16 protein-coding genes are annotated in these 15,813 nt (G+C 51.9%); 5 read left to right on the forward strand and 11 right to left on the reverse strand.

All coding sequences use genetic code 11. The annotated features are described in order from the left end of the window. Positions 1-30 precede the first annotated feature (30 nt). The 5 genes from ACFSX3_RS23835 to ACFSX3_RS23855 all read right to left on the reverse strand — a co-directional run bounded on the left by ACFSX3_RS23835 (position 31) and on the right by ACFSX3_RS23855 (position 5,449). Positions 31-879, reverse strand: coding sequence for a carbohydrate ABC transporter permease (locus ACFSX3_RS23835; protein WP_209990030.1), 849 nt, complete (start codon positions 877-879; stop codon positions 31-33). A 3-nt stretch (positions 880-882) separates the two neighbouring features. Next, a complete protein-coding gene (locus tag ACFSX3_RS23840) occupies positions 883-1,791 on the reverse strand; it encodes a carbohydrate ABC transporter permease (RefSeq protein ID WP_209990256.1) in 909 nt (302 codons plus the stop codon). A 62-nt stretch (positions 1,792-1,853) separates the two neighbouring features. Continuing rightward, complete coding sequence (locus ACFSX3_RS23845; protein WP_209990027.1) at positions 1,854-3,197, reverse strand: ABC transporter substrate-binding protein; 1,344 nt, start codon at positions 3,195-3,197, stop codon at positions 1,854-1,856. 187 nt (positions 3,198-3,384) lie between these two features. Next, positions 3,385-4,602: an MFS transporter gene (locus tag ACFSX3_RS23850; protein WP_339225234.1), complete on the reverse strand. Its 1,218-nt coding sequence runs from the start codon at positions 4,600-4,602 to the stop codon at positions 3,385-3,387. A 79-nt stretch (positions 4,603-4,681) separates the two neighbouring features. Beyond that, complete coding sequence (locus tag ACFSX3_RS23855) at positions 4,682-5,449, reverse strand: DUF1836 domain-containing protein (RefSeq protein WP_209990024.1); 768 nt, start codon at positions 5,447-5,449, stop codon at positions 4,682-4,684. Between the two features lie 115 nt (positions 5,450-5,564). On the opposite strand from ACFSX3_RS23855, the gene ACFSX3_RS23860 reads away from it, so the two are divergent. Then, positions 5,565-6,887, forward strand: coding sequence for a hemolysin family protein (locus ACFSX3_RS23860; protein WP_209990021.1), 1,323 nt, complete (start codon positions 5,565-5,567; stop codon positions 6,885-6,887). Positions 6,888-7,004: 117 nt separating this feature from the next. Here the strand turns inward: ACFSX3_RS23860 and ACFSX3_RS23865 are convergent, their stop codons facing one another. Further along, the gene (locus ACFSX3_RS23865; protein ID WP_209990018.1) at positions 7,005-7,364 is read right to left on the reverse strand and encodes a VOC family protein; all 360 of its coding nucleotides are present in this window, start codon (positions 7,362-7,364) and stop codon (positions 7,005-7,007) included. Between the two features lie 148 nt (positions 7,365-7,512). On the opposite strand from ACFSX3_RS23865, the gene ACFSX3_RS23870 reads away from it, so the two are divergent. Next, complete coding sequence (locus tag ACFSX3_RS23870) at positions 7,513-8,865, forward strand: TrkH family potassium uptake protein (RefSeq protein ID WP_209990015.1); 1,353 nt, start codon at positions 7,513-7,515, stop codon at positions 8,863-8,865. Between the two features lie 374 nt (positions 8,866-9,239). Here ACFSX3_RS23870 and ACFSX3_RS23875 read toward each other — a convergent pair whose 3' ends face one another. After that, positions 9,240-9,521, reverse strand: a complete 282-nt coding sequence (locus ACFSX3_RS23875) for a hypothetical protein (protein WP_173137010.1) — start codon at positions 9,519-9,521, stop codon at positions 9,240-9,242. 162 nt (positions 9,522-9,683) lie between these two features. Between ACFSX3_RS23875 and ACFSX3_RS23880 the strand changes: the two genes are divergently transcribed. The 3 genes from ACFSX3_RS23880 (at position 9,684) to ACFSX3_RS23890 (ending at position 12,624) form a co-directional block, all read left to right on the forward strand. Then, complete coding sequence (locus ACFSX3_RS23880; RefSeq protein ID WP_209990013.1) at positions 9,684-10,928, forward strand: aminopeptidase; 1,245 nt, start codon at positions 9,684-9,686, stop codon at positions 10,926-10,928. A gap of 51 nt (positions 10,929-10,979) precedes the next feature. Then, positions 10,980-12,209 carry an aminopeptidase gene (locus ACFSX3_RS23885; RefSeq protein ID WP_209990253.1) on the forward strand — a complete coding sequence of 410 codons (1,230 nt, stop codon included), beginning with the start codon at positions 10,980-10,982 and terminating at the stop codon, positions 12,207-12,209. Between the two features lie 238 nt (positions 12,210-12,447). Beyond that, complete coding sequence (locus tag ACFSX3_RS23890; protein ID WP_209990267.1) at positions 12,448-12,624, forward strand: hypothetical protein; 177 nt, start codon at positions 12,448-12,450, stop codon at positions 12,622-12,624. 188 nt (positions 12,625-12,812) lie between these two features. On the opposite strand, the gene ACFSX3_RS23895 is transcribed toward ACFSX3_RS23890, so the two are convergent. From ACFSX3_RS23895 to ACFSX3_RS23910, 4 genes are all read right to left on the reverse strand, one after another. Then, positions 12,813-13,505, reverse strand: a complete 693-nt coding sequence (locus tag ACFSX3_RS23895; protein ID WP_379256468.1) for an AlkZ-related protein — start codon at positions 13,503-13,505, stop codon at positions 12,813-12,815. Between the two features lie 82 nt (positions 13,506-13,587). Next, on the reverse strand, positions 13,588-13,947 hold the full coding sequence (locus ACFSX3_RS23900) for a HesB/IscA family protein (protein ID WP_209990011.1): 360 nt from the start codon (positions 13,945-13,947) through the stop codon (positions 13,588-13,590). Between the two features lie 26 nt (positions 13,948-13,973). After that, positions 13,974-14,306 carry a winged helix-turn-helix transcriptional regulator gene (locus tag ACFSX3_RS23905; protein ID WP_379256467.1) on the reverse strand — a complete coding sequence of 111 codons (333 nt, stop codon included), beginning with the start codon at positions 14,304-14,306 and terminating at the stop codon, positions 13,974-13,976. Beyond that, complete coding sequence (locus ACFSX3_RS23910; RefSeq protein WP_209990007.1) at positions 14,263-15,669, reverse strand: MFS transporter; 1,407 nt, start codon at positions 15,667-15,669, stop codon at positions 14,263-14,265. Before ACFSX3_RS23910 ends, ACFSX3_RS23905 begins: the two co-directional genes overlap by 44 nt. Between the last annotated feature and the right edge of the window lie 144 nt (positions 15,670-15,813).

Consider the following 15,813-nt stretch of genomic DNA (forward strand, 5'->3'; position numbering starts at 1 on the left):
CTGCCCCATCCCTATGCTTTTCCCCAGATTCTATCCTTTCAGGCCGGATGTCGCAATTCCTTCCACGAAATACTTTTGCAGCGTGATGAAGAGAATGAAGCACGGCACCAGCGACAATACCGACATGGCGAACATCGGGCCCCAATCCGACTGTGAGCTGGAGTCCAGGAACAGCCTTAGCCCGAGCGGTACTGTGTATTTCCCGATATCGCTAAGGAAGATGAGCTGGCTGAAGAAATCATCCCAGGTCCACATAAAGGTGAAAATCATCGTCGTGATCAGCGCAGGCAGCGCCAGCGGAATAATAATCCGGCTGAAGATTTGAACCGGCCCGCAGCCGTCGATCGTTGCCGCTTCGTCCAGCTCCTTCGGCAAGCCGCGGATGAACTGTACCGTCAGGAAGATAAAGAAGCCGTCCGTCGCCATCCACTTGGGCAGAATCAGCGGCGCGAAGGTGTTCACCCAGCCCAGGCTGTTAAAAAGGATGTAACGCGGGATAAGGGTCACATGCAGCGGCAGCATAATCGTCATCAGCATCAGTGCAAAGCCCAGTGCCTTGAACCGGAAATTCAGCCGCGCGAACGCATAAGCCGCCATGGAGCAGGTGATCACATTGCCGAGCACGGCCCCCAGAGAGACCAGTGCCGAGTTTTGCAGGAACCGGGCGAAGGAGCTGCCCTGGAAGCCGAACCAGCCGCTGACATAATTATGGAAATTCCACTGCCGGGGCCAGAACCAGATTTCCGAGAAAATCATATTCGCCGGCTTAAACGAGCTGCCCACCAGCCACAGCACCGGGTACAGCATGACAAAGGCGATCAGACAGATGATAAAGTGTTTAAGCATAGCGGCACTTTTCGATGCACTGCCTGTATTCATAGCTTATTTCCCCCCATCTTCATAATGCACCCACAGCTTGCTGCTGCCGAATAGCAGGAGTGTGAATATCCCGATCAGCAGCACCAGCACCCAGGCCATCGCCGAGGCGTAGCCCATCTGGAAGAAGGAGAAGCCCTTCTTGTACAGGTAGAGGGAATACATCAGGGTGGAGTTCACGGGTCCCCCGCTGCCGTTACTGATAATGAACGCTTGGGTGAATGACTGGAAGGCGGTGATCGTCTGCATGATAACATTGAAAAAGATAACCGGAGACAGCACCGGCAGCGTAATATGCAGGAATTGCCCCACCTTGCCTGCACCGTCCACTGAAGAGGCGTCATAATATTCCGGCGGCACCTGCTTCAGCCCGAACAGGAAGATGATCATCGACGAGCCGAATTGCCATACTGACAGCAGGATAAGCGAATACAACGAGTATTTGGGATTCGATACCCAGTCAGGCGCCTGTATCCCCACCATGGCCAATAGCTGATTCACAAGGCCTCCGCCGCCCAGCATCTTGCGCCACAGCATGGCAATAGCGACACTGCCTCCAAGCAGTGTAGGGATGTAGTAGACCGTCCGGTAGATGCCCAGGCCCCGTATTCCTTTGTTAAGGAGCAGGGCGACCGCCAGGGCGAACATCAGCTTCAGCGGCACCGACACGAATACGAAGATAAACGTCACCTTAAGCGATTGGATAAATAACGGATCTGCGGTGAGCATTGTGGTGAAATTATCCAATCCGATCCATCTGGAGCTCTCCAGAATACTGTAATCTGTAAAAGAAAAATAGAGCGAGGCCGCCATCGGCCCCAGGGTCAGGCACACCAGCCCCAGCAGCCAGGGCGACAGGAACAGGAGGGCGATCCCGTTCTGGTTGTAGCGCAGCTTTGGTTTACGCCGCTTCATGCCTGCTGGTCTATCTACTGTAATCAGATCTGCACTCAATGGCTCTCTTCCCTCCTCTATATTTATTTGGCCTTGTCCAGTATGGCGTTAGCACCGGAGATGAACTGTTCGCTTACCTGCGGAATGCCGGCCTGACCGAAGGAGATCTGCTCGCTGGCGCTCTTGAAGTTCTTATCAATCTCCGAGAAGCCCTGCGGGTAAGGCGGGTCAATATCACTGGAATGCTTGGAGACCACATCGATAAAATCAAAGATTAACTGCTCCTCGGCGGTAAGCGACGGCTTCAGCTGCTCCCGCACTGCGGAATTGACCGGCACTCCCCGTTCAGCCCCCAGAATAGCGGTGCCTTCCGGGTCATTGACCATGAAGTCGATCAGCTTCGCCACCTCCTTGGGATGCTTGGTCTTGGCATTCCCGGAGACGAACTGGCCGGGCTTCAGATATTCGCCGATCTTCTGCTCCCCTTCCATATGAGGGATTACCTGCATCTTCAGCTTCTGGCTCTGATCCTTCAGCACATTCTGATAGGTAATCAACTGGTTGGACCAGGCAAAATCAAGGGCGGACTGGCCAACGGACAGCGGCCGGGTCTCCAGAGCATTCGTCATCGCGGCAGTCACCTCTGCCGTTGTAGCGCCGCCGCTGTCCCGCAGGCCCTGCCAGTAATTGAACCATTCATCGATGACCTCCTGGGAGACACCGAGCTTGTTCCCGGCGAACAGGCCGCTCCCGTTCTGGCGCACGAATACCTCGAAGATGTTCGTCGTGCCCGAAATATCCGGCGTCCCATAGTAGCCGTCACCTTTCTTCTTAGCAATCGCATTCGCCATCTCCGCAAAGTCCTTCCAGGTCCACGACTCCTGCGGCTCCGCAATCCCCAGCTCCTGAAGCACGGAAGCATTATAGACCACGCCGGGAGCGTTCACTCCAAGAGTAACGGCGTACAATTTGCCGTCAATACTTCCTGCCGAGAGCATGCTGCTGTCATGGTCCTCCGTCCGCAGCGATCCATCCTGGGTATAAGGCGTCAGGTCAAGCAAGGTGCCGCGCTTGGCATAATCGGACAGGAACGCATAGTCCATCTGAATGATATCTGGAGCATTCGAGCCTGCTACCTGAGTAGACAGCTTATCGAAATAACCGTCCCAGCCGGAATATTCCGGCTTAATCGTGATCCCCGGATTCTTCTCCTCGAAGCGCTTGATCATCTTGGTGGTCAGATCGTGGCGTGTCTGCGAGCCCCACCAGGTCATGCGCAGCTCAATTGCAGGCGCCGAACCCTCTGTCTTGGAAGAAGCCTTGGCTTCGTCCGGTGCATTCGATCCGCCGGATGAGCACGCAGCCGTAGTCATCAGCAATATGGAGCTTAGAAGCAGTACAAGTCCTTTGGTCCCCTTGATTGTCATCTGTTGCCTCCTCAAATTTGTGAAGTAAGCGGTTACATAAATGATTATACGGAACGCCCTGCATAGGGTAAATCCAGAAAAGTAAGGGGTTATATCAAATAAGTAAGACAAAAGCCAGCCGGAATCTTCCGGCTGGCCTGTTAGTCCTGTTAAGTTCTGCTAAGTATGAATCTATTCCACCAGAAGTCTACTCAAGCTCCAGTCCCTTCGTTTCTTTCCCCAGGAACAGCACCGCCAGGGCGCCGATTACAATCGTAACGAAGAAGATCATGAAGATGGAGCCGATCCCGACCGCCTTGCCGACCATCAGGCCAACCAATGTTGGGGCAATAATGCCGCCAATCCGTCCAAAGGAGGTGGCGAGTCCCACACCTGTGGAACGGATCTTAGTCGGATACAACTCAGGCGTGTACGCGTACATCCCGCCCCAGGCCCCCAGGTTGAAGAACGACAGACAGATCCCGGCAGCCATCAGCATGCCCTCGGTCGTTGAGTTCCCGAACCAGGCAGCGCTGACGGCTGTCAGCAGCAGATAGATGACCAGTACGAATTTGCGGCCGTATTTCTCGATGAAATAGGCGGCGGTGAAGTATCCCGGCAACTGGGCGAGTGTCATGATCAGCACATACTCGAAGCTTTTGACCAGACTGAAGCCCTTAAGCACCATCACCGTCGGCAGCCACAGGAACATTCCATAATAAGAGAAGACCACGGTGAACCACAGAATCCACAGCATGATGGTCGAGCGGCGGTACTCTGCCGACCAGACTGCCGCCACACGCTTACGCAGGGGCACTGGAGGAGCTTTCTTGATCTCCGCGAACTTCGGTGAGTCATCGATTGCCCTGCGCAGATAGAGCGCATATAACGCCGGTACCGCCCCGATGGCGAAGGCGATCCGCCAGCCGTAATCCGGAATGACGAAATAAGCGATCAGCGCCGACAGAATCCAGCCTAACGCCCAGAAGCTCTCGAGCAGCACAACAGCACGGCCTCTTTCCTTAACCGGCATGCTCTCGGATACCAGAGTCGAAGCCACCGGCAGCTCTCCGCCCAGCCCGAAGCCGGCAATGAAGCGCAGCACACATAATACTGCATAACCTGCGGCGAAGGCCGACAGTCCGCTTGCAATTGAGAAGATCAGCAGCGTCCAGAGCAGCACCGATTTGCGGCCGAAGCGGTCCGCCAGAATTCCGGCGGCAGCTGCACCGACCGCCATCCCCACCGAGTTAATGCTGGTTAAATAGCCGATCTTTTCCGGTCCCAGCGACCATTCCTTGGCTAGTGCAGCCACGACGAACGAGATCATCCCTACATCCATCGCGTCGAACATCCAGCTTAGACCTGCACTGAAGAGCAGCTTCCGCTGCTTCGGATTTTGCAGCAGCGACATTTGATTCCACATGACTTAAGGCCCCTCTCCCCTGATTCCCGTTACAATAATTCCTGACTAGTATCACTTACACATTCTAGAAGCGGATGATTCAAAAATCAAGGAATAACACCGCATTGAAATATTGCCGGGCCATCGCCTGAAAATAACAGGTCTGCACCGAGATCGCAGCGATCAGCAGCATATTCTGCACCGCATCCCGCTGCCCTCTGCTCAGATGGCTGAGCCGCTTCATCATTCCGTCCATGGCCGACTTGATTCCGCTGTCCGATTTCCACGGATATTCCTTGGGATTACCGGTTAGAGCCTGCCCCCCAGCCGGCACCGGGGAACGGGTCTTAATCTCCTCGAACAGCTCGGCATACCCATGATACAGCTGTGCCGGTTCCACCAGATCATCGTCATCACGTTCAGGCGCCAGGAACAGCATACGAAAGAGCTGCCTGATGCTCTCGAAATCAAGCGCAGCCTTAAGATCATCTATTATAAATAGAATGGCCGCCTGATTAATGGAGTACTTCTTCCCTTCACGCGGGGACCCGAGATATTCCTTGAAATCGCGCTTCACCCAGTTCTGCATAGCAGAGACGGATAACGTGGAATACTCAATCAGACCGCCAAGCGAAGCGATTTCACCCAGGGACAGCCCTTTGACGCCGCCGCCTTTGATCAGCTTTTGCAGAATCGGGGGGATATCCGTAGACAGAAAAGCGGGCAGGCTTGTCCCCTCCCGCACCTCGTCACGGTGGAATTTGGTCCAGGCTTCCTGCAGAATATGGAGCGGCTTCCGCTCCGAGTTAGGCCCTAGAGACAGTAATAGTCCGGACATCTCTATCCGGCTAAGTGTAAAAGCTTCCATAGCTGGCAACCCTCCACCATTTGATATTTCATCGAAAAGTTCGTACAATAGGTTCTTAAGAACTCATAATATGAGTATAACCTATTTTAGGGACGAAAGGGATGGTAAAGATTATATGGGTATAGGACTTAGTTTGACGCTCGTGGCAATTTTGATTATTTTAACCGCATTTTTTGTAGCGACGGAGTTTGCAGTAGTGAGATTACGGGGAAGCCAGGTCAGCCAAATGGTGCTGGACGGCAAGAAGAACGCACTGGCAGTACAGCGGGTAGCCGCTAACCTGGACGGATATTTGTCCGCCTGCCAGCTCGGTATCACGATTACTGCACTCGGGATCGGGGCATTGGCAGAGCCTGCTTTTGAGCAGCTGCTTATTCCACTGTTTGATCTGGCTGGTGTGAGTCACAACGTTAGTAAGCCCATTGCGTTTGCATTGGCCTTCATTATCGCCACCTTCCTCCATGTCGTGGTCGGAGAGCTTGCACCGAAGACCGCCGCTATTAATATTCCGGAGAAAATTGGTCAGATTACCGCACCGCTGATTATTTGGTTCTACAGAGTATTGTACCCTTTGATTTGGATCATGAACGGTTCCGCCAACCTGCTCGTCCGTATGTTCGGTATGAAGCCTGCCAGTGAACACGGCGATGCGCACAGTGAAGACGAGATCCGCCTGATCCTGTCCGAGAGCTATGAGAGCGGAAAAATCAACAAAGCGGAATATGGTTATGTTAACCGGATTTTCACCTTTGATGAGATGCTCGCCAAAGAAATTATGGTTCCCCGGACAGATATGGTATGCCTGTTCACCGATCATTCGCTGCAAGAGAACTTTGATATTATCCGCAAGGAGCAGTACACCCGCTTCCCTGTAGCTGACGGCAGCAAAGACAATATCATTGGTATGATCAATACCAAGCAGCTCTACCTGCAATATGACAATAATCCTGATTTCGATTTCAAAAGCCTGATCCTGCCGCTGGTGACCGTGTCGGAAGTTACGCCAGTGAAGACTCTGCTGACCCGTATGCAGAAGGAGCGCGTGCATATCGCCCTGCTGCTTGATGAATACGGCGGCACCTCCGGCCTGATTACAATTGAGGACATCCTGGAAGAGATTGTCGGCGAGATCCGTGATGAGTTCGACGGGGATGAACGCAGAAATGTGGAGAAGCTGAGCGAGACCCATTATCTGTTCGACGGCAATGTCTCCCTGCTGGAGGTCAAGGATCTTACCGGACTTGATTTCCATGATGAGGAAGTCACCACCATCGGCGGATGGCTCTACAGTCACCTGGAAGAGCCGGTGGTCGGCAAAAGCCATCAATACGAGCATGTCACCTTGACCGTCCGTGAGATGAACCGCCACCGTATCCGCAGTGTCGAGATCCTGATCGATCTGTCGGTCACCGAGGATTCTGCTCCAGGCAACGAATAAGGCGTATAGATAAGCCGCAACGAATAAGGCGCTCCCCTTGAGTTACTGGGGAGCGCCTTATTTATGTTTTATTCTTGTATAATTAATGTGATTAACAAATATAATTAACCCGATTAACTAACTGACGAATCGGCAGATCATTAACACGTTTCCGTCCGGGTCCTTGAAGTTAAACCAGTGGTCATTCTCAATATCGGTAAGGATCTCAGCTCCGCTGGCTTTGACATAATCATAAGCGGCATCAATATCGTCGGTAAGCAGATGGAAGGACGGCACCTTCAGCACGGCTTCGGCTGTGAATATTTTGCTGTCCAGTACGATCCCCGGCCCCTGCATCGGCACCTCATACAGATGCCCGAATAATACTTCGCCATCAAGCGGCAGTCCGAGCAGACTGCAATACCAGCTCTTGGACCTTTCGATATCACTAACCGGGATGAAGACAGCGCCAATCTGATTGCGTATCGGACTTGTCACAGCAGTATAGCCTCCTCATAGAGTGTAAGTTATTGAATCCTACAGCCTTTAATGATTTCGATAAAATATGTCAATTTCCTGCCTGTTTAGGGATGAGAATATAAGTTATGCTATAATCTTGTCAGATCCTATCCCTATTGTCAGGAGAATGAACTTGGCTAACCTTTTCTTTGGGCATTTGAAGCTAACGCCGCCCAAAATATTATCCCTCGGCTTCGTGATCCTGATCGCTGCCGGAACCCTGCTGTTATCGCTGCCCGCTGCTTCTACCGGCGGAAGAATCTCATTCATTGATGCGCTGTTCATGGCAACCTCGGCGACCTGCGTAACCGGTCTTGCCGTTATCGACACCGGAACAGAGCTATCGACCTTCGGACAAGTTGTACTGCTGGTGCTCTTCCAGTTCGGTGGTCTCGGCTTCGTAACGATGGCTACGCTGATCACCCTGGTGCTGAACAAACGGATCTCGTTGAAGGAGCGCCTCTTGCTGCAGGAATCTATGAACCAGAATTCCATGCAGGGGATCGTGAAGCTGATCCGCCGGGTGCTTATCTATTCACTGGTGATCCAGTTGACCGGGGCCATTCTGCTGGCTGCCAGATTTATAGTAGATATGCCGATAGGCAAAGCAGCCTATTATGGATTATTCCATAGCATCTCGATCTTCAACAATGCGGGCTTCGACTTGTTCGGCGATGTTCACGGGCCCTTCAGCGGATTAACCCGGTACGTAGAAGATCCCGTTGTGAATATTACCTCCATGCTGCTGATCTTCCTTGGCGGTATCGGCTTCATCGTCTTATCCGATGTAATCGATTATCCCAAGCGCAAGCGGCTCATGCTGCACTCGAAGGTCGTGCTGGCGACTTCAGCTGTGCTGATTCTGGTCGGTGCGATTATCTTCTTCTGGCTTGAATGGAACGCTACACTGAAGCCGCTGCATGCCGGAGGCAAGATTATGGCCTCCTTCCTGCAAGCTATTACGCCGCGTTCCGGCGGCGTGACTACTATTGAGATTCCGCTGCTGCGGGAATCCACCCAATTCCTGATGATTCTGCTGATGTTCATCGGGGCGGCTCCCGGCTCCACCGGCGGCGGAATCAAGATTACCACCTTTGCCATTCTGGCTAGCACCGCTTACGCCAAGCTCCGGGGCAAAGAGGATATCGTGATGTTCCGCCACCGGATCTCGAAGGAGAATGTCTACAGGGCCATCACCATGACACTGCTCTCACTGATGCTGGTAGTCATCTCTACCATGCTCTTGTCCATAACAGAACGCGCAGATTTCCTCAGTGTATTATTTGAAGCGGTGTCCGCCTTCGGCACCTCAGGCATCACCATGGGACTGACCACAGAGCTGACCACGATCGGCAAGGTGCTGGTGATCATTCTCATGTTCGTGGGCCGGACCGGACCGCTTACCCTGGCCTATGCGCTCAAGCCGAAGAACAGCAAGGAGCTGTACCGTTACCCGGAAGGCAATATTACTATCGGCTAAGGGCAGCGACTATTAAGAACAAAATCACCCATACGGGTGAATGAGATTACCTGCGCGCCAGCAAATGTATGTTGTTTTTCGCATACATTCGGGCCACATACCTGCGTGCCAGCAGAATGTATGTTGTTTTTCGCATACATTCGAGGCACATGCCTGCGTGCCAGCAAATGTGTATTGTTTTTCGCATACATTCGGGTCATGCGCCTGCATGTGAGCACAATGTATGCTGTTTTTCGCATACATTCGAGCCACATGCCTGCACGCCACTTATACGTAACAGAAGAAAATCATAATCTCCTCTACTAAAAATGCGACCCTACTCGTCCAAGGCAATCAGACGGGTCGGGGTCGCATTGTTATATCCGGAATAAGCCTTAAGCTTCCTCTTCCGGGATCTCCTGGGTATCCAGCGCTGCATCCAGCAGCTGATTGTACAGATCATCATCATTCTCCAGCAGCGCATCCACTTCCAGGAACTGCTCCTCACTCCCCGGCTCACCGGCGAAGCTCAGGCTGTAATCCCATTCGGTTCCACGGGAGCTGAAGAATGTAATCTCATACGGGGAATGGTGATTCTCTAATGTAAATACCGTTCTCCCAACAAAACTTCTATCCTCTACGCGTTTCATTTCTGCTTTGGTGATTTCCAGGTTCATTCTCTTTCCTTCCTTTCATCTGATCATACCCACGATATTCAGTATAACATTGATATGTCAGCATTTCTCTTTCCTTTTGCGCTGTAATTGACTTTTTTCATCCGGCGGTTAATAATTTAGTACAATGCTTATACAGAGCTAAAAATTATGGTAATGGAGGAAATGTCAATGACTGAAACAGAGCTTCAGGACAAGCTAAGTAAATATGCTGATTTAGCAGTACAAATCGGTGTGAATGTTCAGCCGGGACAAATCCTGGTCGTGAACGCCCCGATCACTGCGGCCGAGTTCGTCCGCCTGATAACGGCCAAGGCGTATGCCATCGGCGCCAGCCAAGTGAAGGTGAACTGGAGTGACGAGTTCATCACCCGCCAGCAGTTCGAGCATGCGTCGCCCGAAGTATTTACCAAGGCCCCAACCTGGTTTGCCGGTGAAATGACTGAGCTTGCCGAGAACGGTGCCGCCTTCCTGTCGGTCATTGCCGAGAACCCGGATGCCCTCAAAGGCATTGATCCTGAGCGGATTGCGAACTTCCAGAAGACACGGGGCGCAGCGCTTACGAAATACCGTGAATTGCAGATGTCCGACAAGGTTAGCTGGAGCATTGTAGCGATTCCTTCCCAGCCTTGGGCAGACAAAGTCTTCCCTGAGGTCCCTGCTGACCAGCGTGTAGACAAGCTGTGGGAGGCTATCTTCCATACCGTCCGTCTGGACCGTGAGGACCCTGTTGCCGCCTGGCAGGAGCATCTCGACACCCTTGAGTCGAAGGCTAATGTTCTTAACGCAAAAAAGTACGCCAGCCTGCATTACATAGCACCTGGAACTGACCTTAGCATCGAGCTGCCTGAAGGCCATTTATGGGCGCAGGGGGATAGCATCAATGCCAAAGGTCATTCTTTTGTCGCCAACATGCCAACCGAAGAAGTATTCACAGCTCCGCTGAAAACCGGTGTTAACGGTACAGTCCGCAGCACGAAGCCACTCAGCTACGGCGGGAATGTGATTGACGGCTTCTCGATCACTTTTGAACAGGGCCGGATTACCAATGTGAGCGCCGAGCAGGGTCAAGAAGCCCTCGAATATCTGATTAGCCTGGATGAAGGCGCCAAGTATCTGGGTGAAGTCGCACTTGTGCCGCATAAGTCGCCGATCTCGGAATCAGGGATTCTGTACTTCAATACTTTGTTCGACGAGAATGCCTCCAACCATCTGGCGATTGGTACTGCCTATGCCTTCTGTCTGGAAGGCGGCAAAGAAATGAACCAGGATGAACTGACCGCCCGCGGCCTCAACAACAGTGTGACCCACGTTGACTTCATGATCGGCTCCGCCGAGATGGATATCTACGGAATTACCGCTGACGGTACGCGCGAGCCGGTCTTCCAGAAGGGCAACTGGGCCTTCTAAAACCCTTATATGCTATTGCATTTCATTAGATAATGAATGGAGCTGAAGCTATTGCTGGATTTCAACCAAAAGCTGGAGAACTACGCACTGCTCGCTGTAAAGATCGGCGTTAATATTCAACCCGGCCAGACCCTTGTCGTGAATGCGGATATCGTATCGGCTGAGCTGGTCCGCCTGATTGTACGCCAGGCCTATGAAGCAGGTGCGAAGCTCGTCAAAGTTAACTATTCCGATGAATTCGTCACCCGTACCCGTTATGATCTCGCACCGTCCGAGAGCTTCCTGGAGCCGCCGAAGTGGCAGGCCGATGAGCTGGAGGATCTGGCACGGGGCGGCGCGGCGTTCCTGACGATCATCTCCGCGAATCCGGACTTGCTGAACGGTGTAGAGGCAAGCCGGATTGCAGACCATCAGAAGACCGCCGGTCAAGCTATGGCTCCTTACCGCGAGATGCTGATGGCTAACCAGGTCAGCTGGACCGGCCTCGCCTTCCCATCCGCCTCTTGGGCCGCGAAGGTGTTCCCGGACGCTGCACCTCAGCAGCAGATTGACCTGCTCTGGGACGCCATCTTCAAGGCTGTGCGTGCAGACCAGGAGAATCCGGTGCAGGCCTGGAGTGTCCATCTGGCCGGCCTGAAGCAGCGCTGTGAGCTGCTGAACGCGAAGAAATACCGCAAGCTGCACTACACGGCTCCGGGCACTGATCTGACGATCGAATTGCCTGAAGGCCATCTCTGGTGTCAGGCGGGTGCGGTGAACAGCCGCGGCATGGCCTTCCTGGCTAATATTCCGACCGAGGAAGTGTTCACCGCTCCGCTGAAGAGCGGTGCGAACGGTACGGTCCGCAGCACGAAGCCGCTCAGCTATGGCGGCAACATCATCGACCGCTTCAGTCTGACCCTGGAGAATGGTAAGGTTACTGACTTTACTGCTGAAGTGGGCCAGGAAGCCTTGGCTTCTCTACTGGCGATGGATGAAGGTGCCGCCTACTTCGGTGAAGTGGCGCTTGTGCCTTTCCACTCTCCGATCTCGGAGAGCGGCATTCTCTACTACACCACCCTGTATGACGAGAATGCTTCCTGCCATCTGGCACTTGGCGCTTCCTACGCCTTTACCCTGCAGGACGGCATTAACATGACCAAGGAACAACTGGTGGAGTTGGGCATGAACCAAAGCCTCACCCATGTTGACTTCATGATGGGCTCCCCGGAGATGAACATCGACGGAATTGCCGATGACGGCTCCACCGACCCGATTTTCCGTAATGGAGACTGGGCTTAAGCTTAATCTTTGTACTATGAATCAGACCCCGCTATTTCCTCTTGAGGAATGGCGGGGTCTTTGTGTTGAACTGAGGTAAAAGCAAGACAAATAGTCCAAATGTGAACATTCAGTCAAAGAATTTTCACAATATTGTTGAAATTAGTTCACAAATATGTCACAATACAATTATAGATAGTGTTTACAGTGCCAAAAGAGGAATGTTTTAGTCCATGAATAATCTAAGGAGGGAATTCTGATGAAAGAATCTTTCACTCATGACAACACAGATTCTACGGAAACAGAACGTCTGGAAGTCCAGGCTCCCAAAGACTTAAGTATCGTTGCCTCCGACGCCATCAAGTACACCGCCTACATCATGCTGCTGTTCGGATTCCTGTACTTCCTGGTTGCCTACCTTGGCCCTATGCTGTAAGGCTGCTTCAATATACACAAGATACGCAGGACAATCACATATTCGTAAGCGCTTACGGCCGGTCTGCTCCTGCGGGAATGAGATTAGCCGTTTTTATTTGTCCCCCTGGCAAAATGCCAAAAGCGGCAGCCCTCTTCAGCTAGAGGACTACCGTTTTTTAAAAGGACGGCAAAGCCGTTTATACTTACTTATTTCCAGCCCAGCGCCTTGTTGATCCAGGTAACCGCCTCAGGCGCCCACGCTGCTTCCATACCTGAACGCAGCCAGGCTATCGCCTCATCTCTCGATCCCTCAAAGGGCGGAATGCCCGCTTCCTGCATCCAGTGCTCCGAGGTTTCAAAAGAGGTGCTGTTCCAGCCATTCGGCTCTCCATCTGCATTCACCCGCTGCTTCACACCGGAGATTACGATATCCAGAGACCCTTGCAGCTCTGTTACCGCATTGTCAAAAGCCGTCTTCTTCTCCTTGGCCTTCATATCCGCCATAGAGCGCAGCTGGCGTGTCTCAATTCCCTCGTTCGCCCGGATAATCTCCAGCAGAGTCAGCGCTTCTCTCGTGGCCAAGCCGCTCTGATACCGCTCTTCCAGAGACTGCTGAGGCCCGGCCGCTGCCAAGTAAGCCGGAAGCCACTCGCGGGATACGAGCACGGCTTTTTTCTTGATGAATTTTCCGTAGCCGGCTAAGCCTTCTCCGGGAAATCTGACCCGCCAGCGCCAGGGGTCGTGTTCTGTATCGGTATGCCAATTCTCCGCCAGCGTCAGCCCGTTCACGGACGGATGCTCCGGGATCAGAGGGGCCAGTGGCACAATCCCCAGCCTGGCAACTACCTCAGCCATCTCTTCAAAGGTGGTTACATTCTCTTGATTACCTGCTTCGCCCACGTCATTCAGCCTCCTAAATCAATCTGGCTTGTACACCAAATTAAGCTTATCACTATAGACGGGAAAATTCACTTCCCGCAGGTTAATCACATTTTTTAACTTCCCCCCGATAGTTAGCCATCCGAAAACTGGCCCCGCATCCACATGAGGCTTTGGCATTAGGGTTATTCATGGTGAATCCGCCTATCATTCCGCTTTGTTCATAGTCAATTTCAAGACCGTCAATATATGAAATACTCTTCGTGTGAACTAATATACGGAATTTATCTTTATTGAATACCATATCCTCCTCCGTTTGCTGCTCATCCAAGACAAGGGTATAAGATAATCCGCTGCATCCCCCTTCTTCAACACCTACTCTAAGAAAAGAGTGCCGGGTATCCGCGTTTAACAAGATTTCGGCGATTTTCTCTGCTGCGATCTCACTGACCTCAATGTTCATCTTCATTCCTCCTATACAAGCTTAATTTAGTTTTGGGTACCCCAGTCCATTAAACAAGGTATGAACGTAGCGAGAGCCGCTCCTTTTGGTGTAAGTTCATACGTGGTTTTTGTAGGGTGCTGCGGACTGGTTCTCTTGACCAGATTATGATGTTGAAGCTCCTTTAGACGCTGGGATAGGATTCTTTGCGTAATGGAAGGGATACTCCGGATCATTTCGCTAAATTTCTTCGGACCGTAAGAAAGAGAGAATAAGATATGGATCGTCCATTTAGACCCGATGATGTCAAAGGCTATAAGAAGTTTCTCCGTATCCTCAGTGGACAATGACCGGTACACCCTCTTTCTTAGGATCAGCATTTCCGATGGATTGCTGCGAGATCCTAGTGCTGGAAATGATACTTATGACGATCAACAAGAGATGGAAGCCCATGGCTACAATTAAGCCGGATTGCAGTGACATTCCAGCAGCCTGACAAACGACAAGGATGGAACCCCCAATCCCGATAACTACACCGGGTGTAAAAGAATCCGCAAATTGCAGATTTGCCGAGGTTTGGCCCGCACCGCCTTCCCCGGCTTGGGAAAAGGCTACAACACCGCTAACCGGATGCGCCAATCCAATACCGACCCCGGCGATGATCTGACCCATAACTGCAACAGCAACAGACACAACCGGTATCCAAAAGACGATGGCAATCCCGATGGCAAGCAGAAATACCCCCAGAATAATTCTCATATGACGTCCACGGCCCTGATCTGCCGCATCCCAACGTCCTTGCACATACGCAATGATACACCAGCTTAACGCAGCACTCGCTACAATTAAACCAGCCTGAGAAGGTGTAATTCCCTTCACATCAATTAGAGCCAATACCAGGAAATTCTGTGTGCTGGCATAGGCCGCGAAGAACAACCCGCGTGTTGCCAGAATCGACGGCATCCCTCTTCGCAGCGTAAGCGTTCCCTTCGGCAGCAATTGACGGAGCGGGAATATCATACCTACGAGGCCAATCATGACGAATACAAATCCCATCATACTCGGAAGCATACTTAGACCAACCAGGAAAAGTCCAGTACCCATTGTTAGGAGTAACGCCATCCAAGTGGATGAAGATCCGCTAGCCACTCCCGTATTCTGCACTTTCAATTTCCTGAACGCAGGTAAACTAAGCACTGCTGAAACAACCAGCACAGGTAAGATCCCCCAGAAAACAAACCGCCAGGACCACTGATCTGCTATAAGACCTGCCACATATGGACCGAGCATGGACGGAAGAACATAGGCTGTACCAAAGGCTCCAAGTATCTTGGCACGTAACTCATCCGGGTAATTTAAGGATATGGCTGTATACACACAAGTCATCATAGCTCCGGCACCCAAACCTTGCAGGGCCCGTGATCCAATCATGATATACATATCGCCTGCGGTTGCGGCAGCGACCAGTCCTGCGATAAACAACAGAAGCGCATATGTGAATGGTGCTGCAGGTCCTCTTTTATCTATAATTCGACCGACGACCAGCGTACCGATAATCTGTGCAAGCAGATACGTACTGAATATCCAGCCGAACAGGCTAAGACCGTTCAAGTCTCCGGCAATCGAAGGAGCAATGGTGGTTACGGATAGACCTTCGAATCCAACGGCCATCACTGACAGGATAATCCCTATGGATAGTGCAAAATAACGCGGGCTGAAAATACTTTGATGATTAGACGACATGAATGGTGACCTCCAGGAAAGTTTGGTATGTATACATCGTATCCGGATACTTAGTAAACATTTTTGTTTATAATGTCTAAGCTACAGTCCGCCTTTGACTTTGTCAACATTTTTATTTAAAATGTAGGGAGTGATGTAGCTTCA

Source organism: Paenibacillus rhizoplanae (assembly GCF_042684125.1).
GTDB classification, from domain to species: domain Bacteria; phylum Bacillota; class Bacilli; order Paenibacillales; family Paenibacillaceae; genus Paenibacillus_AQ; species Paenibacillus_AQ rhizoplanae.

What these genes read in the sequence shown, in the direction of transcription:
- ACFSX3_RS23840 (WP_209990256.1), bottom strand. Translation starts at nt 1,791, where the DNA reads ATGAAGCGGCGTAAACCAAAGCTGCGCTACAACCAGAACGGGATCGCC.
- ACFSX3_RS23875 (WP_173137010.1), bottom strand. Translation starts at nt 9,521, where the DNA reads ATGAACCTGGAAATCACCAAAGCAGAAATGAAACGCGTAGAGGATAGA.
- ACFSX3_RS23880 (WP_209990013.1), top strand. Translation starts at nt 9,684, where the DNA reads ATGTCAATGACTGAAACAGAGCTTCAGGACAAGCTAAGTAAATATGCT.
- ACFSX3_RS23850 (WP_339225234.1), bottom strand. Translation starts at nt 4,602, where the DNA reads ATGTGGAATCAAATGTCGCTGCTGCAAAATCCGAAGCAGCGGAAGCTG.
- ACFSX3_RS23845 (WP_209990027.1), bottom strand. Translation starts at nt 3,197, where the DNA reads ATGACAATCAAGGGGACCAAAGGACTTGTACTGCTTCTAAGCTCCATA.
- ACFSX3_RS23870 (WP_209990015.1), top strand. Translation starts at nt 7,513, where the DNA reads ATGAACTTGGCTAACCTTTTCTTTGGGCATTTGAAGCTAACGCCGCCC.
- ACFSX3_RS23910 (WP_209990007.1), bottom strand. Translation starts at nt 15,669, where the DNA reads ATGTCGTCTAATCATCAAAGTATTTTCAGCCCGCGTTATTTTGCACTA.
- ACFSX3_RS23905 (WP_379256467.1), bottom strand. Translation starts at nt 14,306, where the DNA reads ATGCTGATCCTAAGAAAGAGGGTGTACCGGTCATTGTCCACTGAGGAT.
- ACFSX3_RS23890 (WP_209990267.1), top strand. Translation starts at nt 12,448, where the DNA reads ATGAAAGAATCTTTCACTCATGACAACACAGATTCTACGGAAACAGAA.
- ACFSX3_RS23855 (WP_209990024.1), bottom strand. Translation starts at nt 5,449, where the DNA reads ATGGAAGCTTTTACACTTAGCCGGATAGAGATGTCCGGACTATTACTG.
- ACFSX3_RS23900 (WP_209990011.1), bottom strand. Translation starts at nt 13,947, where the DNA reads ATGAACATTGAGGTCAGTGAGATCGCAGCAGAGAAAATCGCCGAAATC.
- ACFSX3_RS23835 (WP_209990030.1), bottom strand. Translation starts at nt 879, where the DNA reads ATGAATACAGGCAGTGCATCGAAAAGTGCCGCTATGCTTAAACACTTT.
- ACFSX3_RS23860 (WP_209990021.1), top strand. Translation starts at nt 5,565, where the DNA reads ATGGGTATAGGACTTAGTTTGACGCTCGTGGCAATTTTGATTATTTTA.